This is a genomic window from Campylobacter sp. MIT 12-5580, from assembly GCF_005406235.1.
Taxonomy (GTDB): Bacteria; Campylobacterota; Campylobacteria; order Campylobacterales; family Campylobacteraceae; genus Campylobacter_D.
Map to the genome: position 1 here is coordinate 33,841 of NZ_NXLK01000003.1, position 22,385 is coordinate 56,225.

23 protein-coding genes are annotated in these 22,385 nt (G+C 35.6%); 15 read left to right on the top strand and 8 right to left on the bottom strand.

Features of this window, described 5'->3' with window-relative positions; translation table 11 throughout:
• Positions 1–46 precede the first annotated feature (46 nt).
• The gene (locus tag CQA38_RS03780) at positions 47–1,408 is read right to left on the bottom strand and encodes a DASS family sodium-coupled anion symporter (RefSeq protein ID WP_137632663.1); all 1,362 of its coding nucleotides are present in this window, start codon (positions 1,406–1,408) and stop codon (positions 47–49) included.
• Positions 1,409–1,604: 196 nt separating this feature from the next.
• Between CQA38_RS03780 and mapA the strand changes: the two genes are divergently transcribed.
• From mapA to CQA38_RS03815, 7 genes are all read left to right on the top strand, one after another.
• Entirely contained in the window at positions 1,605–2,243 is a 639-nt protein-coding gene (mapA, locus tag CQA38_RS03785) for an outer membrane lipoprotein MapA (protein ID WP_137632664.1), read from the top strand.
• On the top strand, positions 2,240–2,821 hold the full coding sequence (locus tag CQA38_RS03790; RefSeq protein ID WP_137632665.1) for a phosphoribosyltransferase family protein: 582 nt from the start codon (positions 2,240–2,242) through the stop codon (positions 2,819–2,821). The genes mapA and CQA38_RS03790 overlap by 4 nt, the downstream gene beginning before the upstream one ends.
• A gap of 39 nt (positions 2,822–2,860) precedes the next feature.
• Complete coding sequence (gene gyrA / locus CQA38_RS03795; protein WP_137632666.1) at positions 2,861–5,446, top strand: DNA gyrase subunit A; 2,586 nt, start codon at positions 2,861–2,863, stop codon at positions 5,444–5,446.
• Positions 5,447–5,501: 55 nt separating this feature from the next.
• Positions 5,502–6,068: a lipoprotein required for motility gene (locus CQA38_RS03800; RefSeq protein WP_335890269.1), complete on the top strand. Its 567-nt coding sequence runs from the start codon at positions 5,502–5,504 to the stop codon at positions 6,066–6,068.
• On the top strand, positions 6,044–6,496 hold the full coding sequence (locus CQA38_RS03805; RefSeq protein ID WP_137632667.1) for a hypothetical protein: 453 nt from the start codon (positions 6,044–6,046) through the stop codon (positions 6,494–6,496). Before CQA38_RS03800 ends, CQA38_RS03805 begins: the two co-directional genes overlap by 25 nt.
• 16 nt (positions 6,497–6,512) lie before the next feature.
• Positions 6,513–6,704: a hypothetical protein gene (locus CQA38_RS03810; RefSeq protein ID WP_137632668.1), complete on the top strand. Its 192-nt coding sequence runs from the start codon at positions 6,513–6,515 to the stop codon at positions 6,702–6,704.
• Positions 6,705–6,789: 85 nt separating this feature from the next.
• Complete coding sequence (locus CQA38_RS03815) at positions 6,790–7,683, top strand: glycosyltransferase (RefSeq protein WP_349290124.1); 894 nt, start codon at positions 6,790–6,792, stop codon at positions 7,681–7,683.
• On the opposite strand, the gene CQA38_RS03820 is transcribed toward CQA38_RS03815, so the two are convergent.
• The 4 genes from CQA38_RS03820 to CQA38_RS03835 all read right to left on the bottom strand — a co-directional run bounded on the left by CQA38_RS03820 (position 7,652) and on the right by CQA38_RS03835 (position 13,218).
• Positions 7,652–8,581: an AEC family transporter gene (locus tag CQA38_RS03820; RefSeq protein WP_137632670.1), complete on the bottom strand. Its 930-nt coding sequence runs from the start codon at positions 8,579–8,581 to the stop codon at positions 7,652–7,654. The genes CQA38_RS03815 and CQA38_RS03820 overlap by 32 nt on opposite strands.
• 171 nt (positions 8,582–8,752) lie before the next feature.
• Positions 8,753–10,102, bottom strand: a complete 1,350-nt coding sequence (locus CQA38_RS03825) for a TolC family protein (protein ID WP_137632671.1) — start codon at positions 10,100–10,102, stop codon at positions 8,753–8,755.
• Position 10,103: 1 nt separating this feature from the next.
• On the bottom strand, positions 10,104–12,065 hold the full coding sequence (locus CQA38_RS03830) for an ABC transporter permease (protein ID WP_137632672.1): 1,962 nt from the start codon (positions 12,063–12,065) through the stop codon (positions 10,104–10,106).
• Between the two features lies 1 nt (position 12,066).
• A complete protein-coding gene (locus tag CQA38_RS03835) occupies positions 12,067–13,218 on the bottom strand; it encodes an efflux RND transporter periplasmic adaptor subunit (RefSeq protein ID WP_249355186.1) in 1,152 nt (383 codons plus the stop codon).
• A 256-nt stretch (positions 13,219–13,474) separates the two neighbouring features.
• Here CQA38_RS03835 and CQA38_RS03840 point away from each other — a divergent pair, with 256 nt between their 5' ends.
• Genes CQA38_RS03840 through CQA38_RS03865 form a run of 6 tightly spaced genes read left to right on the top strand, consistent with a single transcriptional unit; the run spans position 13,475 to position 18,813 of the window.
• Positions 13,475–14,581 (top strand): ABC transporter substrate-binding protein, encoded by a 1,107-nt coding sequence (locus CQA38_RS03840; protein ID WP_137632674.1) that lies wholly within the window; start codon positions 13,475–13,477, stop codon positions 14,579–14,581.
• A gap of 2 nt (positions 14,582–14,583) precedes the next feature.
• Positions 14,584–15,675, top strand: a complete 1,092-nt coding sequence (locus CQA38_RS03845; protein WP_137632675.1) for an ABC transporter substrate-binding protein — start codon at positions 14,584–14,586, stop codon at positions 15,673–15,675.
• The gene (locus tag CQA38_RS03850; RefSeq protein WP_137632676.1) at positions 15,672–16,739 is read left to right on the top strand and encodes an iron ABC transporter permease; all 1,068 of its coding nucleotides are present in this window, start codon (positions 15,672–15,674) and stop codon (positions 16,737–16,739) included. The genes CQA38_RS03845 and CQA38_RS03850 overlap by 4 nt, the downstream gene beginning before the upstream one ends.
• A complete protein-coding gene (locus tag CQA38_RS03855; protein WP_137632677.1) occupies positions 16,733–17,497 on the top strand; it encodes an ABC transporter ATP-binding protein in 765 nt (254 codons plus the stop codon). Before CQA38_RS03850 ends, CQA38_RS03855 begins: the two co-directional genes overlap by 7 nt.
• A 22-nt stretch (positions 17,498–17,519) precedes the next feature.
• Positions 17,520–17,960 carry a pseudoazurin gene (locus CQA38_RS03860; RefSeq protein WP_137632678.1) on the top strand — a complete coding sequence of 147 codons (441 nt, stop codon included), beginning with the start codon at positions 17,520–17,522 and terminating at the stop codon, positions 17,958–17,960.
• The gene (locus CQA38_RS03865) at positions 17,938–18,813 is read left to right on the top strand and encodes a hypothetical protein (protein WP_137632679.1); all 876 of its coding nucleotides are present in this window, start codon (positions 17,938–17,940) and stop codon (positions 18,811–18,813) included. The genes CQA38_RS03860 and CQA38_RS03865 overlap by 23 nt, the downstream gene beginning before the upstream one ends.
• Before the next feature lie 3 nt (positions 18,814–18,816).
• Here the strand turns inward: CQA38_RS03865 and panD are convergent, their stop codons facing one another.
• The 3 genes from panD to panB are packed head-to-tail and all read right to left on the bottom strand — an operon-like array spanning position 18,817 to position 20,876.
• A complete protein-coding gene (gene panD, locus CQA38_RS03870) occupies positions 18,817–19,197 on the bottom strand; it encodes an aspartate 1-decarboxylase (protein ID WP_137632680.1) in 381 nt (126 codons plus the stop codon).
• Positions 19,188–20,042, bottom strand: a complete 855-nt coding sequence (gene panC, locus CQA38_RS03875) for a pantoate--beta-alanine ligase (protein ID WP_137632681.1) — start codon at positions 20,040–20,042, stop codon at positions 19,188–19,190. The genes panD and panC overlap by 10 nt, the downstream gene beginning before the upstream one ends.
• A gap of 12 nt (positions 20,043–20,054) precedes the next feature.
• The gene (panB, locus tag CQA38_RS03880; protein ID WP_137632682.1) at positions 20,055–20,876 is read right to left on the bottom strand and encodes a 3-methyl-2-oxobutanoate hydroxymethyltransferase; all 822 of its coding nucleotides are present in this window, start codon (positions 20,874–20,876) and stop codon (positions 20,055–20,057) included.
• 116 nt (positions 20,877–20,992) lie between these two features.
• Here panB and CQA38_RS03885 point away from each other — a divergent pair, with 116 nt between their 5' ends.
• Together CQA38_RS03885 and nrfH are read left to right on the top strand one after the other, a co-directional pair.
• Positions 20,993–21,598: a nitroreductase family protein gene (locus CQA38_RS03885; protein WP_137632683.1), complete on the top strand. Its 606-nt coding sequence runs from the start codon at positions 20,993–20,995 to the stop codon at positions 21,596–21,598.
• Between the two features lie 271 nt (positions 21,599–21,869).
• Positions 21,870–22,379: a cytochrome c nitrite reductase small subunit gene (nrfH, locus tag CQA38_RS03890; protein WP_238386818.1), complete on the top strand. Its 510-nt coding sequence runs from the start codon at positions 21,870–21,872 to the stop codon at positions 22,377–22,379.
• Positions 22,380–22,385 lie beyond the last annotated feature (6 nt).

A 22,385-nucleotide genomic window follows, 5' to 3' on the forward strand; every position in this document is an offset into this window, starting at 1 on the left:
AGTTTTTACCTAGCCAAAGTTTTTACTTTAGCTAGGTTAGTAAAGTTCAAAGCCAGAACAAATATGCTGCTATGGCGATGATAATGGAGCAAAGCACATTTAAGCGCATACCAGCTTTTACCATTTCTTGTTGTTTGATATGTCCGGTGCCATATACTATGGCATTTGGCGGAGTGGCAACAGGAAGCATAAATGCACAACTTGCTCCTATGGCGATAATGAGCGCAAGTCCAAGTGCAGGCACACCCAAAGAATCAGCTATAGAGATGAAAAGCGGCACAAGCAAGGCTGCTGAAGCTGTGTTTGAGGTAAATTCGGTTAAAAATACGATAAATACACCAACGATTAAGGCGATTAAAAAGATATTTTTCCCATTGATAAGCAAGACTATGCCATCAGCCATTACTTTACTTGCTCCACTATCTTTTAAGATAATGCTTAAAGTTATACCACCTCCAAAGAGCAAAAGCACACCCCAATCAGTGTTTTTTTGCACTCTCTTCCAATCAATCACCCCACTTGCACACACTAAAACAGCAGCAAGTATAGCGATAATGCTATCAAAGTTTTTAATACTCTTTGCATCAAAAAGAGCAGCAAAAAGCGGCGAGATATATGAGCTAAATACCCAGCACAAAGCGATAAAGATAAAAATAGCTAGAGTAATGTATTTGTTTTTATCCATAGGGATAAGTTCTTCATCTACGCTAAAACGTTGATCAAGCTTTGGTTTAAAAGTCATATAAAGCACAAAAATCATCAAAGGCATTAAAATAACAACCATAGGAATACCATATTGCAACCACTGGGCAAAAGTAATATTAAGCTGAGTAGCAACTATCGCATTTGGTGGTGTGCCAACAAGCGTGCCTATACCACCAATACTTGCACTATACGCTACTCCTAAAAGCACAAACACATAAGTATTTCTTTCTTTTGTTGCGTCAATTTGTGAAAGCATACCAATAGCAAGAGGAAGCATCATCGCTGCTGTAGCGGTATTACTCATCCACATTGATAAAAAGGCAGTGGTAGAAAATATATAAAAAATAGAAAGTGCAAATTTGCCATTTGCAAGTCTTAAAACGCGTTGAGCGATAACCTTATCAAGTTCTTGATAGTGCATAGTCGCAGCCAAAGCAAAGCCACCAAAAAATAAAAAAATATTTGAATCAGCAAAGCTTACTAAAGACTTTTCCACGCTCATAAGTCCTGTTAAAACGGCTAAAATGGGGATTAAAATCGCTGTTACGGTTACATGGATAATCTCACTAAGCCATAAAATAGCAACAAAAACAAGTATGGCTAAGCCTTTATTTACCTTTTCATCAAAGGGCAAAAAGGCGAGCAAACATGCAAATAAAATAACATCAATTACAAAAATAGCAATTTTCATTTGTTTAGACATTTTTTTCTCCTATTTTTAAATTCTGTTTTTATTATAGCTTAAGAATAAGCTTTGTTGTTCTTTTTGGCTTAAAAAAGTGTAAGAAAAAATGTAAATTTCACATTTTTGCAAACAACTTTGATAAAAAAGCTTGAATTTTAGCCCAATTTTGAATAAAATACTCAAATTATTTAATGATTTAAAAAAAGGAGAATAAATGTTTAAAGTGTTTGTATTTTCAGCATTAGCCTTATTTTTCATAGCGTGTGCTCCAGCTCAAACTACGCTTCAAAAGGCAAGTGATTTATCAAAACAACAGCCTTGCTATCGTTGTGATACTGCTCAAGGTTTTGAAGCAAAGATTAAAGGTTTGCTTTATATCAGCGATATAGGGCTTCAGTGTTGTGCGGACAAACGCACCCTTGATCCAAGCTCAGCTTTAAAAAAGGTATATTTTCATAGAATCGATGATCTAAGTGAAGAAAAAAAGCTTTTTTTTGCTGGCAATGATAGATATTTTATCAACGAGCAGTTTAATGTCGCTTTTTATGTTTTCTTAAAGCAAGAGCTTGAAGCAAGAGGCATTATCGTTGTTGAGGGGATTAATAATTCGCCTTATGTGTTAAGGCTTGATCTTTCTTTTATCGACTTTAATTCAAAGCTTGATGCTACAGGGCTTCACTCAAATATATCAGGAAGGCTAACCTTAAAAAATATCAATATGAATAAGCAGTTTGTAGTTCGCACAAAGCAAGATGTAATGGGCTTTAGCGACGCAAGAGAAATTTCATTTTATACCTTTTTGCTGATTAAGCAGATGGCAAACAAAACTGCCGAGCTTATCTCTGCATTTTGAAATGCTATAACTGCGGCAGTTTTTGCTTGCTTGGCTTTTGTGAGCATTGCTTAGAAGAGCTAAGTGAGCTTAGCCTTGGGGTGAGAAAGCTTGATGAGGATTTTAAGGTGTATTATTTTTACAAATACAGCGAGATCAAGCATCTTTTGCACTCCAAGCATAAATTTTATGGTTATTTTATATTAAATACTTTAGCTAAGCTTTCTTTTGCTAAATTTAAAGATTTTTTTAACTTTCAAAGTGGGGAAAAAATCACAGCCATTCCTCTTGATGATAGGGTTGAAAACTCTTTATATTCGCATTCTGCTTTGCTTGCAAGATATGTAAAAAGTAAAAATATCAACGTTCAATTTCATACCTTGCACGCTCAAAACACTTTAAAATATTCAGGAAAAAGTTTGAGTTTTCGTCAAAAAAATAAAAGAAATTACAAGCTTTTAAAGCCTATAAATTCAAGTGTTATCTTAATCGATGATATTATTACTTCAGGATCAAGCTTGCTTGAGGCTAAAAAAGTTTTGCAAAATCATAAAATTCGAGTGCTTTTTGCTTTAGTTTTAGCTAATGCAAAAGAATAATTTGCTATAATTTAGCTTTTATTTCAAGGGAAAAACAAGATGAAGAACATTTTTGACAATGACATTCAGGTTGTGGATATTGAAAACTCCATAAAATCGAGCTATTTAGATTATTCTATGAGCGTTATTATAGGACGTGCTTTGCCAGATGCAAGGGACGGACTTAAGCCTGTGCATAGACGTATATTATATGCGATGAATAATGATGAAAGCAAAAGTCGCACTACCTTTGTAAAATCTGCTCGTATAGTTGGTGCTGTTATAGGACGCTATCATCCGCATGGTGATACGGCTGTGTATGACGCGCTTGTGCGTATGGCTCAAAGCTTTTCTATGCGTTATCCAAGTATCACAGGGCAGGGTAATTTTGGCTCTATTGATGGTGATGGGGCTGCGGCTATGCGTTATACAGAAGCAAAGATGAGTAATCTTGCACACGAGCTTTTACAAGATATTGATAAAGATACGGTTGATTTTGTGCCAAATTATGATGATTCAGAAAAAGAACCAGATGTCCTACCTTCTCGTGTGCCAAATTTACTTTTAAATGGTTCAAGCGGTATAGCTGTAGGTATGGCAACAAATATACCACCTCACAGCTTAAATGAGCTTATCGATGGGCTTTTATATTTGATTGAAAACAAAGAAGCAGGCCTTGAAGAAATCATGACTTTTATCAAAGGACCAGATTTTCCAACTGCTGGTATTATTTATGGTAAAAAAGGCATTATAGAAGCTTATAAAACAGGGCGGGGCAGGGTAAAGGTGCGTGCAAAAACGCATATAGAAAAAAAAGCAAATAAAGATGTTATCGTCATTGATGAACTGCCTTATCAAACGAACAAAGCTCGCCTTATAGAACAAATCGATGAACTTGTGAAAGAAAAGCAAATCGAGGGCATAGCTGAGGTAAGAGATGAAAGCGATAGAGAAGGCATTCGTGTAGTCATCGAGCTTAAAAGAGATGCGATGAGTGAGATAGTGCTCAATAATCTTTTTAAATCCACCACTATGGAAAGCACTTTTGGTATCATTATGCTTGCCATACACAATAAAGAACCAAAGATTTTTTCACTCATTGAGCTTTTGAATTTATTTTTAAATCACCGAAAAACAGTTATCATACGCAGAACTATCTTTGAGCTTCAAAAAGCAAGAGCAAGGGCTCATATCTTAGAAGGGCTTAAAATCGCTCTTGATGATATAGATAGAGTCATTGCTTTAATCAAAGCAAGTGCTGATAATGCTGTGGCTAAAGCAGGACTTATGAATGAGTTTGGCTTGAGTGAATTGCAAGCTAATGCCATTTTAGATATGAAATTAGGTCGTTTAACTGGGCTTGAAAGAGAAAAACTTGAAAATGAGCTTAAAGAACTTATGGCTGAGATCGCTAAGCTTGAAGGCTTGCTTAAGAGCGAAGAAAAGCTTGAAGAGCTTATCAAAGAAGAGCTTAAGGAGATCAAGGCTAAATTTAATGTGCCTCGTATAACTGAAATTGTAGAAGATTATGATGATATAGATATAGAGGATTTGATCCCAAATGAAAATATGGTCGTAACCATCACGCATAGAGGTTATATCAAACGCGTGCCAAGCAAAGCTTATGAAAAGCAAAAAAGAGGTGGCAAAGGTAAAGTCGCAGTAACAACTTATGATGATGATTTTATAGAAAGCTTTTTTACTGCAAACACTCACGATACCTTGATGTTTGTAACAGATCGCGGACAGCTTTACTGGCTAAAAGTGTATAAAATTCCAGAAGGCAGCCGCACTGCAAAAGGTAAGGCTGTGGTAAATCTTATCAACTTACAAGCTGATGAGAAGATCAAAGCCATTATACCAACAAGTGATTTTGATGTGAATAAATCCTTATGTTTCTTTACTAAAAACGGACTTGTTAAACGCACAAACTTAAGCGAATATCAAAATATAAGAAGTGTTGGAGTAAGAGCGATAAATCTTGATGAAAATGATGAATTAGTAACTGCTATCATCGTAGAACGCGATGAAAATGAACTTTTCAAGACTGATTTAGGCGAAACAAGTGAGGAAAATTTAGCTGAAATTACAGATGAAAGCTTAAGTGAAGAAACAAGCGAAACAAATGATGAAAAACCGGGCAAAATGCTCTTTGCAGTTACTAAAAAGGGTATGTGTATCAAATTTAAACTTGCTAAGGTGCGTGAAATTGGACGCGTTGCTAGAGGCGTAACAGCGATTAAATTTAAAGAAAAAGATGATGAGCTTGTCGGAGCTGTTTTCATAGAAAATGACGAGCAAGAAATTTTAAGCTTAAGTGCTAAAGGTATAGGTAAAAGGACTAATGCTGGTGAATACCGCCTTATAAATCGCGGTGGAAAAGGCGTGATTTGTATGAAGCTTACTGATAAAACCAAGGATTTAATCAGCGTTGTTATCGTTGATGAAAGTATGGATTTAATGGCTCTTACAAGCTCTGGTAAGATGATAAGGGTTGATATGCAAAGCATACGCAAAGCTGGACGCAATACAAGTGGTGTTATAGTTGTAAATGTTGAAAATGATGAGGTTTTAAGCATAGCTAAATGCCCTAAAGAAGAAGGTAATGATGAGGGTGAAAGTGAAAATACTGACTTGCTTGAATAAAATTGGAACGCTTTTTGCTTTAGCTTTAGTGCAAAAATATTTTGAAGGTTGAAAAATGAAGAATACCGCTTTAACGCTCTTTGTAGCTTTAATGATTACGGCTTGTGTTGTGGCTCCTAGATCCACCAATAGTAGCAATCCACTTGCTCCAGCAAATTTGGCAAATCCTATAGGATCAAGCCCTGCGACAAATCAAACAACAAGCACGAGCTCAAAAGATATTATCGTGCAAAAAGTTGATAAAGATGATGTCAGATCTATTATTCAGCAAGAAAAAATGCTGGCTTTGGATAACTCAGAAAATGAACTTAGCTTTAGCTCGGTAGGTGAGGGTATAGCTCCTTTAAATACCGTTTCATCAGCCCAAGCTCTTGCGCTGGCTAAAAGAGCAGCTGTAACTGATGCATATCGTCAGCTTGCAAGCAAACTTTATGGTGTGAAAATCAATGGCAAAGATACCGTAAAAGATGCTATGCTTGGAAGCTCAACCATCACAGCTCAAGTAAATGGCTTGATTAAAAATGCAAGCATTATCGATGAAAGCTTTAATCAAGGGCTTTACAGAGTAAATATGGAACTGAAAATAGACGCTGATAAGTGGAAAGAATTATTTGCGTATTAATCTTTGCTTTGCTTAGTCTTAGCGCCCAAGATGAGTTTATCTTTTGGGCTGAGCTAAGCAACAAAGATCTTATCTTGTATCATCAAAGCCAAAGCATATCTTCAGCCATGACTCAAAGTGAGGCTGTAGATGAAGACTTTGCATGCGAGCTTAGCTATAGTGAAGATGATTTGAGTTTTTTACAAAAAACAGCATTAGGTGTCATTGATGATGAGATGCCAAAAGCTCTAAAACTTCGTTTCTTAAACAATCACAAAGAAAGACTTTTTGAGTGCTTTTCAAAAGCTGAAGTAAGAGTAAGCCACACCACAAAAACGCAACTCTTGCAAGCACAAAGCACAACTTATCTTAAATTTATCCCCTTGCGTTTTCGTGTGTATTTTGCTAATGACAAGGCTTTGATTTACCAGCTCATCAAACAAAGATAAAAAAGGAGGAAAAAAGATGAAATTCAAAAGAGGTATTTTGCTTGCTGCAACTGCAAATAGTGCTTTTACGCTTGGAACGATGATGATTAATCTTTTAGAAATTATGCCAAGAAAGATTGATATTTTTTATATACTTTGTGATGATTTAAGCCCTAAGGATAAGCAAATTATGCTAAATTTAGCTACTGGGGGGGGGGCTTTGCGTTAAGTTTATATCATTTACTCAACAAGATTTTTTAGCAAAACTTCGTCTTTATACCCCAACACTTTCTTTTAGCTTTAAACAATTTTTTATCAAACGTTGGACTCATATGGCTTTTGCTAGATTTGAAGCCTTAAATTTACTTGATGAATGTAAAAACATAGTCTATCTTGACTTTGATTGTTTAATACTTAAAGATATTAGTGAGCTTTTTAAGCTTAGATTGCCACTTGCAGCAGATAGAGGATTAAATACCTTTAAAGATGAAAATTTAAAAGAGTATTTTATCTTTCGCACCCCTATTTTAAGCTTTAATGATGGGCTTAAAAATCCTAAAAAACTCTACGAACATTTTTATAAAATCATCGCCAAACATCATGAAACAGAGGATTTTAACGATCAAGTTGCCTTTTCTATGCTTATATACAAAAACAAGCTTAAGGTTAAAATGCTAAATAAAAACAAATATTCAGGGCAAATTTTTTACAGAGCAAGCAGAAACTCATCTATCATTCATGCTTATGGGAGTAAAAACCGCTTTTGGAATAATGCCTTATGTAAAAAAACTTGGACTTTATGGTGGCAGTATTATGAGAAATGGCTTAAACTTGGCGGAAGTGCTTATACTGGCGGTATTGTCGCTTTGAATACCCAAAGTAAAGAAAGATTTCGTTTCCATCTTTCTTATAAGCTTGGTTACGCAGTTATAAGGCTTCACAGAAGCTTTTTTGGCTGGCTTCAAATGCCTTTTGTGTCTTTTGTGCTTTTATACATACTTTTTCAACATAAAAAAGAGCGAAAAATTTACGAGCAAGAGCTTCAACAAAATGCAAATGCAAAGCTGCCTAAACTAAGTGAATATGAAGACTTTGAACAAGGCTTAAAAGAAACGCAAACAAAGTCTTATAAAATAGGACAAAGGCTCATAAAAATCTTTCAATTTAGTTTTCGAACTATATTTTTACACCCAAATATGCAAAAATAAAAAGTAAAAATGGCATAGAAAGAAAAGCAAAAATCACACCAAAAGCAAGCGTGCTAATAGCTAGATTGCTATCAAGCTTGGCTTTAATGATCAAAATACCAGCTAAAGTCATTGTCGGCATAGCTGATTCAAAGATCGCAACGATTAAAGAAGGCTTAAATTCCAAATCAAACACAAGAGCTAAGCATATAAAAATCAATGGAGCAAAAAGCATTTTCGCGCTCAAAACTAAAAGTGTGCTTTTGATACTTGATTTAATCGAGTTAAAACCCAGCCCCAAACCTATGGCAAATAAAGCTACAGGCGTAGCAGCATTACCAAAAACCCTAATAGGCTCAAAAATAAAACTTGGCAAAGGCATAATTTTGAGGCAAAAGCCAAGTGCTAAAGCGATAAAAGGCGGAAAAAGAAAGACTTTTTTTAAATTTTGTGTAAAACTCACTTTTTCATCACTTGCTAGTGCAATGATAAAAGGTGCAAAAAGTGCCATAGGTAAAGCAGTAGCTAAGGCATCATAAAGTATAATCTCGCCTATAAATTGTTCTTCTTTATAAAAGGTTGAAATGATAGGAATTCCTATAAATAAAGTATTTCCAAAAGAAGCAAGTAAAAACATACTTACTAAAGTTGCTTTTGAAAATTTGCACCAAAAACCTAGCACAACACATAATAAACCAGCTAAGATACAAGAAAAAAGTCCCAAGCCTATATAAAAGATCAAAGAAAGAACGAAATTCAAATGGTAAGCTCTATCAAATATTAAACAAGGCAAAGCAAAAGTAATGGTAAAATCCAAAAAAGCCCGAGATTGCTTTGCTTTAAGCACACCCAAGCGTTTAGCGACATAGCCACCCATAAGTAACGCAAGTATAGTAAATAATGGATTAAAAATTAGCACAGTTTATCCTTTTAAAACAGAAAGGATTATACTATTTTTTAGAATAAATTTTTCAATTTTTTTATTATTTGCACTGTCTTATAAGATAAACAGGCAGGTTTTATGGGATTTTGTAATTTTAGAGCTTCTTTTTCTTATATTTTCTTTAAAGTTTTTTATAAATGCAAAATTTTAATTTTCTAACTTTGCAGTGGTGATTTTATAATACAAATTTGTTGTTTTTAAGACATTTAGCCTTGATCGTAAAAGCTCTTGAGCCGAGCTGATAAGGCTATTTTTAGCATCAAGATAGTCTTTAAGTTCGCTTTTGCCAAGATCGTATTTTTGTGCGTATGCAAGGGTGATTTGTTCTTGTTTTTTATTGATGAGTTTGATATTTGCTAAGAGTTTGTTATAAAATTCATAGTCTTTATAACATAAATAAAACTCATTGATAGCAGTTTGTAAGCTTTGCTCGTATTCAAGTCTTAAAGCTTCATACGCAAGGCTTGAAATTTTGATATTTTGCTTTACTCGCCCGTAGTCTAAAAAAGGTAAGCTAATCTGTAAATTTCCACCTAAAGTAAGCAGTTTAAAGCTTTGGCTTAAGTTTTCATTGCCCCCACTTAGACTTGAGCCTAAGTTTATGCTTGGAAACATTGATTTTTCAGCCACGCTAATGTCTAAAAAAGCCCCTTGAAGTGAGCTTGCTTTTGATTTTATATCCGGTCTGTGTGCAAAAAGAGCTAAAGGCAGATCAAAATTTAAACTCAAATCCTTAAAATCAGCCAATTTAAGCGTATCAAAAGAACTTATAAGCGTAAAATTTTGCTTTGCCCCAAGTAAGTCTTTAAGATTTTTAATCGTAAGTTCTTTATTTTGGGCGTTGCTAAGTAAATTTTGCTTTGCATTAAGCAAGCTTTGCTCGATATTGAGTAAGTCAAGCTCTTCTATCTTTCCAAGTTCGTATTTTAAGGTATAAATTTCTTTCATCTGTTCTAGGTTGCTTAAATGCTCGCTTAAAAGGCTTTCCACATCGTTAAAATATGCCAAATCAAAGATATTATCGATGCTTGAGTTAATAAGGCTTAATTTTAAACTTTCAAGATCAAACTCGCTTGCTTTTACACTAAACTCGCTTGACTTTCGCTCATCATAAATTTTGCCATAAATATCAAGCTCATAACTTAAATTCAAAGCATTTGAAAAATTTTGCGAATTTGTGCCTAAGTTTAAGTCCCTTGCTACGCTTGCTCCTAAATTTCCACTTAAAGTAGGATAAAGATCAAAATTAATCAAATCATATCTTGCAATAGCACTGAGTAGATTTATCCTTGCGACATTAAGCTCGCTGTTGTTTTCAAGCATAGCTTGCATAAGAGCATTTAGCTTTTGATTTTCATACTCTTGCCACCAATTTTCATTGATTTTTAGTGTTCTTTGCTCGCTTTGGCTAAGCTCGTGTTGCTTGAGATTTAACTCTTTTGTGTGAGAGCAGGCTAAGAAAAAAAAGCTTAAGATAAAAGCATATAAAATTTTCATTTTATTCCTTTGATAAGGCATTGATAGGATTTAAATTCGCTGCATTTTTAGCTGGAAAAAAGCCAAAAACAACGCCTATAAATACCGAGCTTAAAAGTCCTAAAAATACTGAAGAAATTGAAACAATCATCTTAAAATCAGGACTTAGTATATTAAAAGCTTGCACCACAGCAAAAGAAAGTAAAATTCCAAGCACAGCTCCTAAGCAGCATATCATAATCGCTTCGATTAAAAATTGCATCAAAATATCTTCTTTTCGAGCTCCTATTGCCATTCTTATACCAATCTCTCTTGTGCGCTCACTTACTGAAACAAGCATGATATTCATCACTCCTATGCCACCAACGATTAGAGCAATAAGAGCAATTGAAGTGATTAAAATCGTCATTGTTCTTGTATTTTCTTCTATGCTTTGACGAATGGCATCTGAATTGATAGTAAAAAAGTCTTTTTGCCCTCTTTTAATCTCTAAAGCCCTGATGATAGCTTGTTCAGCCACGCTTGGGGAAGCATCATCTTTGACTTTAGCCACGATTTCATCAAGCAATTTATCTCCAGTAAGCTTATTCATCAGCGTTGAAAAAGGCATATAAATTCGTATAGTTGTATCCTCAGCCCTTCGGTTAGGGTCCTTTTTCAACACCCCAATAACCTTAAAAGCTTTATTAGCAAAGATAAACACCTTGCCTAGAATTTCATCTACAGCCATATCCTTAAACAAAGCATTGCGTCCATTATGATCGATCACAGCAACATTCGCACTTGTGGCTATATCATGCTCATTTAAAATCCGCCCAAGCTCAAGCTCATAGCCTTTTATGCTAAATTCATTTATCCCCACGCCCTCAGCTCTAGCATTAAGCATTATATTTTTATATACTATAGTTCCGCTCGTATCATCTTGAGGCTCAACAGCTTCAAGATAAGGAAGGCTTCTTAATGTGCTTACATCGCTTAAATTGAGTCTTGTTTTACCCGAACGAATATCGCCAAAACCCCTACCAGCTCTGATTTCTATAGTATTTGTCCCAAGTCTTGAAATGGAAGCTAAAACTTGCTCTTGAGAGCCAAGCCCAAGTGCAACAACGCAAACAACTGAGGCTATACCTATGATGATACCAAGCATGGTTAAAAGCGAGCGGAGTTTGTGAGCGATGATTGATGAATAAGCGATTTTAAAGCATTCAAAAAGCTGATTTTTAAGCAAATTATAAGTTTTTCTTTCACTAGGCATTGCTTTTATGCTTACTTTTGAGATGGTTTTTGATGAATTTAAATCTTTATTTTGGACTATTTGAGCGCTATTTTGGCTGTCTTTGATGATTTGTCCATCTTTGATTTCTATGATTCTTTTTGCTTGTGCGGCTATACTTGGATCGTGTGTTACAAGGATTATGGTGTGTCCTTTGGCATTAAGCTCTTTTAAAATTTCAAGCACCATCACGCCACTTTTGCTATCTAGCGCCCCGGTTGGTTCATCAGCTAAGATAAGTTCTCCTCCATTCATCAACGCTCTTGCTATACTTACTCTTTGTTGCTGTCCGCCGCTTAGTTCATTTGGCTTAGAATCAAGTTTGTGATCAAGCTCAAGTTCTTTTAAAAGCTCTTTTGCTCTTGTATTTCTTGATTCTGTGCTTTTGCCTGCATATACAGCCGGTAAAGCAACATTTTCTTTGGCGCTAAGCAGACTTAAAAGATTGTAACGTTGAAAGATAAAGCCTATCTTTTCGCGTCTTAATCTTGCTTTTTCATCTTTACTCATCATCGTTACTTCATAATCTTGAAAACGATAAAAACCAGAACTTGGCTCATCAAGCGTGCCAATGATATTTAAAAGCGAAGTTTTACCACTTCCACTTTGTCCTATAATAGCGACAAATTCGCCTTTTTCAATGTGTAGATTTATGCCTTGTAAAATCGATGTTTGTCCGATTTGCTTATAGATATTTTCAAGACTGATCATCTTAGCGAGGACCCATTCTTATGCTTGAGTTGCTTTTAGCATTTAAATCCCCTACGATTAAGATATCATTTTCGCTTAAACCTTCTGTGATTTGGGTATTTAAACTATCTTTAATGCCAAGTTTTATATAGCGTTTTGTAGGATTTTTATTTTCAAGCACTAAGGCATAATACCCCTTTTGATCGCTTTGTATAGCATAAGTTGGTATGGCAACGACATTTGAAGCACTTGCGACGATGATTTCATTTTCTAAGCTCATCCCTATGCGTAAAAAATTATCTTTATTTTTCACAAAAAAACGAGCATAATAATAAATTGCTGAACTTGAGCTTGTTGAGCTAGAACTTGAGCTTGCCCCACTTGTAGCATCACTTTGCGTGGTATTTGCTGGATCTATGCTGGCTATCTTTGCGTCGTATTTGGTATCTGGATCGTTTAGGGTGGCAAATTTTACAGCTGTGCCGACTTTGATCTTACTTACATCAGCTTCAGCGATTTCCATACGTACTTCCATTTCATCTAAATTTGCGATTTTTACTATGGTTGGGGTGTTTTGATTAGCATTAACCGTTTGTCCTTCATCAACAGCAACATTGATGATAATGCCACTTATTGGGGCTGTTATAGTGGTGTAGCCTAAATCTTTTTGGGCGTTTTTAAGGCTGATTTCAAGCTGGACAACTTGAGCCTCAAGCTCTGCAACATTTGCTTTTAGAGTATAAAAATTATTTTTTAGGCTTTCTAGGCTTTCAAGAGAGGTTGCTTTGCTTTCATAAAGCTTTTGCTCTCTTTTGTATTGATTATCAGCAATTTCAAGGGCAACTTTTTTGCTTTCTAAATTTGCTTTTGCGCTTTCAAGTTGAGCTTTAGTAATATCAAGCTCATTTTGCTGCTTGTCCTTATCAATTTGAGCGATCAAATCCCCAACTTTAACCCTATCGCCAATATCTACATAAAGTTTGATAATCTGCCCGCTTACTTGAGCGCCCACATCAACTTGTTCTTTAGCATATACCTCGCCTACTGCTTCTATGCTTTGTTCTATGTTGGTTCTGCTCACAGCTTGAGTGATATAAGAGTTTGTATTTGTATTATAGAAAAAGAAATAATACACAATCAAAACGATAAATATCAACGCAACGCTTGCTAAAATAAGCATTTTATGGGTAAATAATCTTGATTTCAATTGCAACAAAAAATTCAAACTAAAAACCTTTTATCAAAATTCAAAAATATAATTTTAATCTTAAAAAGTGAATTAAGGGTGAATTTAATACAAGTTTCAAATCCTATTTTTCTTAATTTTTTGATTATCAAAAATTATATATTTTGATAATAATTCTTATTCAGCTTGCATTAAAGAAAAATTTACTATAATCGCCATTTTAATTTTCTCACAAGGAGCAACAATGAAAAAATCTTTCTTAGCGTTTCTTTTCGTGTTTCTAGGCATTTTTGCCTTAGGCGCACATGCAAAAGAAGTGGTGATTAAAGATGTTTTAGGCAGAGAAGTGAAGGTTAATTTACCTGCAAAACGTATAGCTTTAGGCTTTTATTATACTGACTTTTTAGCCGTTGGTGGGGTTAAGGCACTTGACAATGTTGTAGGTTTTTCAAAAGCTGTTTGGACGGATTGGACGCCGTCAAGCTGGGAAGTGTATAGCAAGGCTGTGCCAAAACTTACTAAACTTGAGGATTTTGGTGAAGCTGAGGTTGGCACTTTTAGCGTTGAAAAGGTGCTTTCTTTAAAGCCAGACTTGCTTATCTTGGGTGCGTGGCAATGGCAGATTTTGGAATTTGATCTAGAGCCTGTTATTGAAGCTGGTATTCCTATCGTTGTGCTTGATTATAACCGCGAAAAAGTTGAGCTTCACGCACAAAGCACAAGGATATTAGGACAAATTACAGGCGAGGAAAAAAGAGCTGAAGAGCTTGTAAAATGGTATGAAGGTATAGCTAAAGATGTAAGCGATCGTATAGCTAAAGCAAAGCCAAAAAAACAAAAGATTTATATTGAGTTTGGTAACAAAGGACCAGGTGAGGCTGGTATTACTTATGGTAAGGATATGTGGGGCTCACTCATTGACTTAGCTGGTGGAGAAAACATAGCTGCACCTTTTGTGGCTCAGTGGGCACCTATCAATCCAGAACAAATTTTAGTTGCAAAACCTGATGTTATCATGATCGCAGGACGTGAAACAGAGCTTAAGAAAAATAAAGAAGCTATGGTTATGGGAATTCATATTGATGAAAAAGAAGCCTTAAAAAGACTTGATGCGTATAAAAAGCGTCCAGGTTGGAGTGCTTTACCAGCTATAAAAAATCACCGCTTATATGGACTTTACATGGGAGCAAGCAGAACCTTAGCTGATGCAAGTATGATACAATATCTTGCAAAGGTTATGTATCCAGAGCTTTTTAAAGACATAGATCCACTTAAAACCTATGTTGATTTTCATAAAAAATACTTACCTATAGTACCTGAAGGAACTTTCATACTTAAAGCAAGCGAGTAAGAATGAAGTTTTTTCTTTGCTTTTTAGCTTTAGCTTTTTCTTTGCAGGCTAAAGAGCTTGTGATTGAGGATATTTTAGACAGGCAAGTGCGTATTAACTTGCCTGCTAAACGCATGGTTTTAGGCTTTTATTATACTGATTTTTTAGCTGTTGGTAAAAAAGAAGCTTTTGATAGGGTTGTTGGCTTTGTAAAAGATGCTTGGGCGGTGTATATGAGCGAAAATTATGAGGCTTATAAAAGCATTATCCCTCGCCTTGAAAAGCTTGCAGATGTAGGCGATCCTCAATTTGGCACTTTTAGCATAGAAAAGCTTCTAGCCTTAAAGCCTGATCTTTTTATCATAGCTGATTGGCAATATGAGCTTATCAAGGAGCATTTACCCTTACTTGAAAAGCAAAATATCCCTGTAATCGTGCTTTCTTATAATAAAGAAAGTTACGATCAGCACGCTAAAAGCACTGAAATTTTAGGCTTGATTTTAGATCAAGAACAAAGAGCAAAGCAGATCAATGCCTTTTATAAAACAAGGCTTGATGAGGTGCAAAGTCGCATTGCTAAAGCTGGACTTAAAAAGCCTAAAATTTATATAGAATTTGGCAACAAAGGAGCAAGTGAGCTTAGCTTTACTTTTGGAAATGATATGTGGGGTGCTTTGATAAACTTAGCTGGAGGGGATAATATAGCTCGTAATTTAGTGCAAAAATGGGCAGTGATTAATAACGAGCAAATCATCGCTTCAAATCCTGATGTAATCATCATTACCGGAAGAGAAAGAGAGCTTCACACTAATAAAGAAGCTATGGTTATGGGCGTTCATATAGAAGAAAGTGAGGCTTTAAGACGTTTGCTTCATTTTAAAGAGCGCATTGGCTGGGCGGATTTAAAGGCGGTGAAAAATGAAAGATTGTTTGCAGCTTATCACAGAGCCTCAACGACTATGGCTGATATAGCCTCAGTTGAGTTTATCGCTAAAATGCTTTATCCACAGCTTTTTAAGGATATAGATCCAAACAAAACTTATGAAGACTTTCATACACTTTTTATGCCTTTTATGCCAGAAGGAACTTATTATATAGGAGGCATTGCTAAATGAAAACTAGTAAAGATGAACACATAGCAAAAAGCCTAAAAGCTCACCGAAAAAGAGAGCTTAAAAGATTTTATATTATACTTGGCTTTTTAATCATAGCCTTTATTTCTATGGTGTTTGATATAGCTACTGGTCCAGCTTGGCTAAAGCCAGGCGAGGTTGTAGAGGCTATATTTGCTCAATTTACTCAAGAAGAAATTGATAGCACGACTATGGCTATAGTGTGGGATTTAAGGCTTCCTATTGCTTTGATGGCTTTGGTTGTTGGAGCTGCACTTGGGGTTGGCGGGGCTGAAATTCAAACCTTGCTTAACAATCCCATGGCAAGTCCTTATACCTTAGGACTAGCAGCAGCTGCTGGCTTTGGAGCTTCTTTGGTGATCGCTTTTGGAACAGCTGATATATCTTTGCTTTGGGCTGTGCCTGTGGGAGCTTTTATCATGACTATGCTGAGTGCTTGTGTGCTTTTTGGTTTTGCAAGTTTAAGAAGGTTTGATTCATCAACCCTTGTGCTTGTAGGTATTGCACTTTTGTTTTTGTTTCAATCCATGCTTTCTTTGGTGCAGTTTCTCTCAAGCCCTGAAATTTCTCAGCTCATACTTTTTTGGCTCTTTGGCTCTTTGCAAAAGTCAAATTGGACAAATTTACCTGTGGTAGCTATCATATCAGCTTTTTGCATAAGCTTTTTACTTCTTGATAGCTGGAAGCTAACTGCTCTTAGACTAGGCGAGCAAAGGGCTAAGGCTATGGGTGTAAATTTAAACACTCTTAGACTTCGCACCCTCTTTTTTGTCTCTGTGATGACAGCTACTGCCATTTCTTTTGTTGGGGTTATTGGCTTTATAGGGCTTGTTGCACCTCATATAGCGCGCACTTTAGTTGGGGAAGATCAACGCTTTTTCTTGCCTGTTTCTATGTTTTGTGGGGCAGCTTTTTTAAGTATAGCTTCGGTGCTTTCTAAGGTGATTATCCCGGGGGCTTTATTTCCTGTGGGTATAGTTACTTCTTTTGTGGGCGTGCCATTTTTCTTTTGGATCATACTTTCAAAAAGGAAGGGTTTATGTTAAGGCTTGAAGATTTAAGTATTCACAGAGGAACACTATGCGTAGCTGATAAGCTTTGTGCTGAGTTTCAAAGGGGTAAGGTTTATGCCATACTTGGACCAAATGGAGCTGGTAAAAGCTCGCTTTTATCAACACTTTTTGCTGAGCTTTCTTTTAAGGGTAAAATTTCATTTAAAGATGAAATTTTAAGTTTTTCAAATCATTTTGCTTGGAAGAAAAAAATCGCTTATATGCCTCAAGATAGTAGTGTTGATGCAAGTTTGAGTGCTTTAGAGGTGGTGCTTTTGGGCTTGCTTGATAGTTTGGGTATGGTTTTGAGTGACGAGCAGATAAGAAAAGCTCTTGAGATCATGGATGGTCTTGGGATTTTGCACCTTGCTGATAAGGATATTTTAAATTTAAGTGGGGGACAAAGACAAATGGTGATGTTTGCTTCTGTTTTGATTAAAAGTCCTGAAATTTTGCTTTTAGATGAGCCTGTATCTGCGCTTGATATGCATCATCAATGTGTTTTGCTTGAAAGTGTGAGAAAAAGCACTTATGAAAAGGGGCTTTTAACTATTATGATTTTGCATGATCTTTCCCTAGCTGCGCAGTTTGCTGATGAAATTTTAATCTTGCATGATGCAAAGATTAGGGCAAAAGGCGAGGCAAAAGAGGTGCTTAAACGCGATATTATAGAGCCTATTTATCGCGTAAGAGCTGATATTTTTAAAGATGATGATGGTAAGCCTATAGTGCTTGCTAAAGCAGCGATTTAAACACATTTTAAAAGGAGAAAAAATGAAAAAATACTTACTTGCTTTATCAGCAGTAGCGGTGCTTTGTCTTGGTGCAAATGCTAAAAATCATGAGGTAAAAATGCTTGATGTTAATAGTGAAGGAACTATGGTTTTTGAGCCTGGTTTTTTACAGATTGAGCCAGGCGATAGTGTAACTTTCGTGCCAACACATAAAACCCATTGGGCAAAAAGTGTAGTGATCCCTGAAGGAGCAAGCAAATTTGAAAGTAAGCTTGATGAAAAAGCAACTTTTAGCTTTGACAAGGAAGGCGTATATATCTATGAATGCCCACCGCACAAGATCATGAATATGATGGGTATAATTCAAGTTGGAAAAGCTACAAATTTAGAAAAAGTAAGACTTGCTATCCCAAAACTTGAAAAAAGAGCCAGCGAAAATAAAGGCAGACTTGAAAAGTATGCTAAGCAAATCAAAGAATGATTTTGTAATACTAACTTGCAAAGCCTATGAGCAGGGTAATGCTGCCTTGCAAGGCTTGCAAGCTTATCTTGTAAATTTAGGCTTTAAGGCTAGGCTTGAAGCTTGGCAGAAGCTTGACTTTGCAAGATTAGATGAAAAAAGTGTGCTTTTACCTTTGGCGGTGTGGGATTATAGTCTTGATTTTAAAGCTTTTTTAAGCTTTTTAAAGACTTGCGAGCAAAAGAAAATTTATATGCAAAATGAACTTTCACTCATCAAGACAAATTTAAACAAAATTTACCTTAAAAGCTTGCAAGATAATGCTTTGTCTTTACCAAAAAGCTTATTTTTACTTGAAGATGAAAAGCTCTTTTGGCAAGAACAAATTCAAGCCTTTAAGCAAAACACCGGACTAAAAGAACTCATCATCAAACCTTTAATCGGACAAAGTGGCTATAAAGTCAAACGCTTAACTGAGCTTAAAGAGCTTGATAAAGAGTATGAAAATGGGGCTTTGGTGCAAGAGTTTATCTCTGGTATCAGCGAATTTGGCGAATTGTGCCTCATCTTTTTTAAGGCTGAGTTTTGCTACGCGATTAAAAGAGAGGTGCCAAAGGGCGAGTTTAGAGCAAACTCAGCTTATAGGGTCATCATCAAGCCTTGTGAAAATGTGCCAAAAGAAGCTTTAAATCTAGCTTTAAAAGCCGTGCAAAGCCTTGCTAAAAGCAGTCTTTATGCAAGGGTTGATTTGTTTTATGATGGCAAAAACTTTCTTATTAATGAACTTGAGCTTATAGAGCCAAGCTTGTATTTTGATTTTTGTGAAAACTCATATAAAAGCTTTGTTAAAGCCTTGCTTGAGCGTTTAAATTAGCTACTAGAAAAGCTCGCCGTGTTTTTCATAGTGTGTAACTTTTGTAAGCTCATTATTCTCATCAACAAAAACGACTTTTGGCTTAAATTCAGCCGCTTCTTTTTCATCAAGATTTGCATACGCCATAATGATGATTTTATCGTGAAGTTGCACCAAACGAGCAGCTGCTCCATTAAGACAAATTGCTCCTTTTTCTTTGCTTGCAATTGCGTAAGTTTCAAACCTTTCGCCGTTGTTGATATTGACAACTTGCACTTTTTCATACTCAACGATCCCGCTTGCTTTAAGCAAAGTCTCATCTATGCTAATGCTTCCTACATAATCAAGTCTTGCTTCACTAACCACTGCGCGATGAATTTTAGCCTTAAGTAGTGTTATTTGCATGCTAAATCCTTTAATAAGAAATTATCGATCAAACGAGTTTTACCTATAAAAACAGCGATAGCTCCTAAAACTCCATCTTTTATCTGCGTTAAGTCTTGCAAGCTTTTACAATCTACTAAATGAATATAATCAATCCTTGCCAAAGCTTCTTTTTCAAGCTCTTCTTGCATAGCTTTTTGCACTTTTTGGGCATTTTTTTCTCCTTGCAAGATGAGCTTTTCACCTAAGAAAATCGCCCTTGAAAGCACAAGAGCAGCTTTTCTTTCAGTCTCATTTAAATACACATTTCTTGAACTTTTTGCTAAGCCATCGCTTTCTCTGATAATAGGACAAATTTCAAGCTTAACATTCATATTTAAATCCTCTATCATATGAGCTACGATAAGGCATTGCTGGGCGTCTTTTTGTCCAAAATACGCTTTACTTGGCATAATAATATGAAAAAATTTCATCAAAACCGTGCAAACCCCTCTAAAATGCCCCTCTCGTTTTGCCCCGCAAAGCTTGTCGTTTAAGGAATTCATATCCACAAAAGTGCTAAAGCCTTTTGGATACATTTCATCAACGCTCGGGCAAAAAAGTACATCAACGCCGTTTTGCTCGCAAAGCTTTGTATCTTTTTGCAAATCCCTTGGATAAGTGCTTAAGTCTTCATTTACCCCAAATTGCATAGGATTGACAAAGATACTTAACACGACTTTATCATTTGCTTTTGCAGCTTTTACAAGGCTTAAATGCCCTTCATGCAAATAGCCCATTGTTGGCACAAAGCCTATGCTTAAGTTCTCTTTTTGCCACATTTTGCTAAGTTCTTTCATCTCTTTTATGGAAGTGATAACTTGCATGATTTTTCCTTTTTAATACAATTTTTCAAACATATCATCATCGCCACTAAAACTAAACTCAGCACTTGGAAAGGTGCCTTGCTTGACTTCTTTGATATATGCTTGTATGCCTTCTTTTGGATTTAAATTAGCAAATTGTTTGACAAATTTAGGCTTAAAGCCAGTATTTATACCTAAAAGATCATGATAAACCAAAACTTGTCCATCACAATGCGCCCCAGCTCCTATGCCAATGACAGGAATTTTCAAACTTTGCGTGATTTTTGCTGCAAGTTTGCTTGGCACACACTCTAAAAGCACCATACTTGCTCCTAATTCTTGAGCCAATCTTGCATCATCAAGAAGTTTTTGAGCACTTTGCAAGCTTTTTCCTTGCACCTTATATCCACCCAAAGCATTAATGGCTTGTGGGGTTAAGCCAAGATGGACGCAAGTTACAATCCCAGCTTCGCTTAAAGCCTTAATCACGCTTGAAATTTCTCTTCCACCTTCTATTTTTACGCCGTTTGCTCCTGCTTCTTTCATAAATCTTGCCGCGTTGATTAAAGCATCATAACTTGAGCTTTGATAAGACATAAAAGGCATATCAGCTAAGATAAAAGCGTCTTTTGCTCCCTTACTTACAGCTTTTGTAAAAAGAAGCATTTCTTCCATACCCACACTTAAGGTGCTCTCATGTCCTAAGATCACCATCGCTAAAGAATCCCCAACAAGGATAATATCAACACCAGCCTCATCTAAAGCCTTTGCACTAGGGTAATCATACGCGCTTACCATAGTGATTTTATCGTTTTGCTCTTTTTGTTTGAAAAAATTCAAAATCGTCTTTTTCACAACTCGTCCTTAAAAAAATATGTGTAATTATAAATCTTTTTAAGCAAATATGAAAGTAAAAATTTTTACTATTTTTGTGTATCATAAAATAAATGCAAACAAATAAAGGAGAAAGTATGAAAAAAGAACTTGAAATTTTAAGCACAAGGTATTCGTGCCGCGAATTTTTAGATACTAAGCTTTCAAGTGAGGATTTAAGGCAAATTTTAGAGATCACCAGGTTAAGCCCTAGCAGTCTTGGGCTTGAGCCTTGGAAATTTATCTTGACTGAGGATAAAGTAAAGTTGCAAGAACTTGCACAAATTGCAAATAAGCAAATTCATGTAGCCCAAGCAGCAGCTGTTATCATCATCGTTTCAAGGCTTGATTTTCCTCAGTATTTTGAAAGTAAATTAAGAAAAAGAAAGATGAGTGAAGCTGAGTTAAATATGCGTTTAAAAACCTATCAACCTTTCTTAGAAGGTATGAATGAGGATCAAAAGCTTGCTTATGCTAGAGAGCAAGCTCACATCGCACTTGCAAGCATACTTTATGCGGCAAATGCTTTGGATATAGGCACTTGCACTATAGGCGGTTTTGATAAAAAGGCTTTAAATGATTATCTTAAACTTGACACAAATAAAGAACAAGCTAGCCTTATGATCGCACTTGGCAAAAAAGCCAGCACACAAATTCCAGAAAAAACGCGTTTTGATTTTGATGAAGTGGTGCGTTTTTTATAAATTTTAATTTTTATCCTAAAATCCAGCAAAAGTTTTGAAATTTAAGCATTGAAAGACTTTGAAAAGGCTGGATTTTTTTACTTAAGTATTTACTTTATCAAAATCTAAATTTTTATATTTTCCTTCAAAACCTTTTAAAATAGGCTTATTATCAAAATAAAACAATTTTTATATGTAATAAAAAGCTAATCAAGAGTAAATTAATCCTTAAGAAAACTTTAAATAAAGTTAATGTATGATTAACAAAAATCTTATCAAAAAAGGAGGGTGCTTGGAAAAATTAGATAAAAATGAAAGCTCTAGTAGCATTTTTAGCATTTTTCTTGTTTTGCTTTTTGTGCTTTTTGCGTTGGGATTTTATACCTTTTATAATGCAAAAGGAATCTCGTATTTTTCAAACGCAAGCGAAGCTTGTAATAACTGCCACATTATGAATGATGTGTATGCTGATTACTTAAAAGCTCCACACTCAAAGAAAATCGCAGGAGAGCCAAGAGCAAGCTGTAATGATTGCCATTTGCCACATAGTTTTGTTGATAAATGGATCGCTAAGGCTGAAAGTGGTGTAGGACATGCTTATGCTTTTACCTTTAAGCTTAATGATTTGCCAACAAATTTAAGTGCAAATGAAAAGAGCAAGGCTATGGTGCAGGACAATTGCGTAAGGTGTCATGCTGATTATGTTGGCGTTGTGATTAACGCTACGACCAATCCACATAAAGACAATACTCTTAAATGTGTATCCTGTCACGCAGGTGTTGGTCACAAAAGAGGATTTTAAACTTAC

Bases quoted from the DNA above. Each gene is read 5' to 3' on its own strand.
- CQA38_RS03810 (WP_137632668.1), top strand. From the start codon at position 6,513: ATGAAATTCAAAAGAGGTATTTTGCTTGCTGCAACTGCAAATAGTGCT.
- mapA (WP_137632664.1), top strand. From the start codon at position 1,605: ATGTTTAAAGTGTTTGTATTTTCAGCATTAGCCTTATTTTTCATAGCG.
- CQA38_RS03850 (WP_137632676.1), top strand. From the start codon at position 15,672: ATGAAAACTAGTAAAGATGAACACATAGCAAAAAGCCTAAAAGCTCAC.
- CQA38_RS03860 (WP_137632678.1), top strand. From the start codon at position 17,520: ATGAAAAAATACTTACTTGCTTTATCAGCAGTAGCGGTGCTTTGTCTT.
- gyrA (WP_137632666.1), top strand. From the start codon at position 2,861: ATGAAGAACATTTTTGACAATGACATTCAGGTTGTGGATATTGAAAAC.
- CQA38_RS03780 (WP_137632663.1), bottom strand. From the start codon at position 1,408: ATGTCTAAACAAATGAAAATTGCTATTTTTGTAATTGATGTTATTTTA.
- CQA38_RS03855 (WP_137632677.1), top strand. From the start codon at position 16,733: ATGTTAAGGCTTGAAGATTTAAGTATTCACAGAGGAACACTATGCGTA.
- CQA38_RS03830 (WP_137632672.1), bottom strand. From the start codon at position 12,065: ATGATCAGTCTTGAAAATATCTATAAGCAAATCGGACAAACATCGATT.
- CQA38_RS03825 (WP_137632671.1), bottom strand. From the start codon at position 10,102: ATGAAAATTTTATATGCTTTTATCTTAAGCTTTTTTTTCTTAGCCTGC.
- panD (WP_137632680.1), bottom strand. From the start codon at position 19,197: ATGCAAATAACACTACTTAAGGCTAAAATTCATCGCGCAGTGGTTAGT.
- panC (WP_137632681.1), bottom strand. From the start codon at position 20,042: ATGCAAGTTATCACTTCCATAAAAGAGATGAAAGAACTTAGCAAAATG.
- CQA38_RS03840 (WP_137632674.1), top strand. From the start codon at position 13,475: ATGAAAAAATCTTTCTTAGCGTTTCTTTTCGTGTTTCTAGGCATTTTT.
- CQA38_RS03800 (WP_335890269.1), top strand. From the start codon at position 5,502: ATGAAGAATACCGCTTTAACGCTCTTTGTAGCTTTAATGATTACGGCT.
- CQA38_RS03865 (WP_137632679.1), top strand. From the start codon at position 17,938: ATGCTAAGCAAATCAAAGAATGATTTTGTAATACTAACTTGCAAAGCC.
- CQA38_RS03885 (WP_137632683.1), top strand. From the start codon at position 20,993: ATGAAAAAAGAACTTGAAATTTTAAGCACAAGGTATTCGTGCCGCGAA.
- CQA38_RS03845 (WP_137632675.1), top strand. From the start codon at position 14,584: ATGAAGTTTTTTCTTTGCTTTTTAGCTTTAGCTTTTTCTTTGCAGGCT.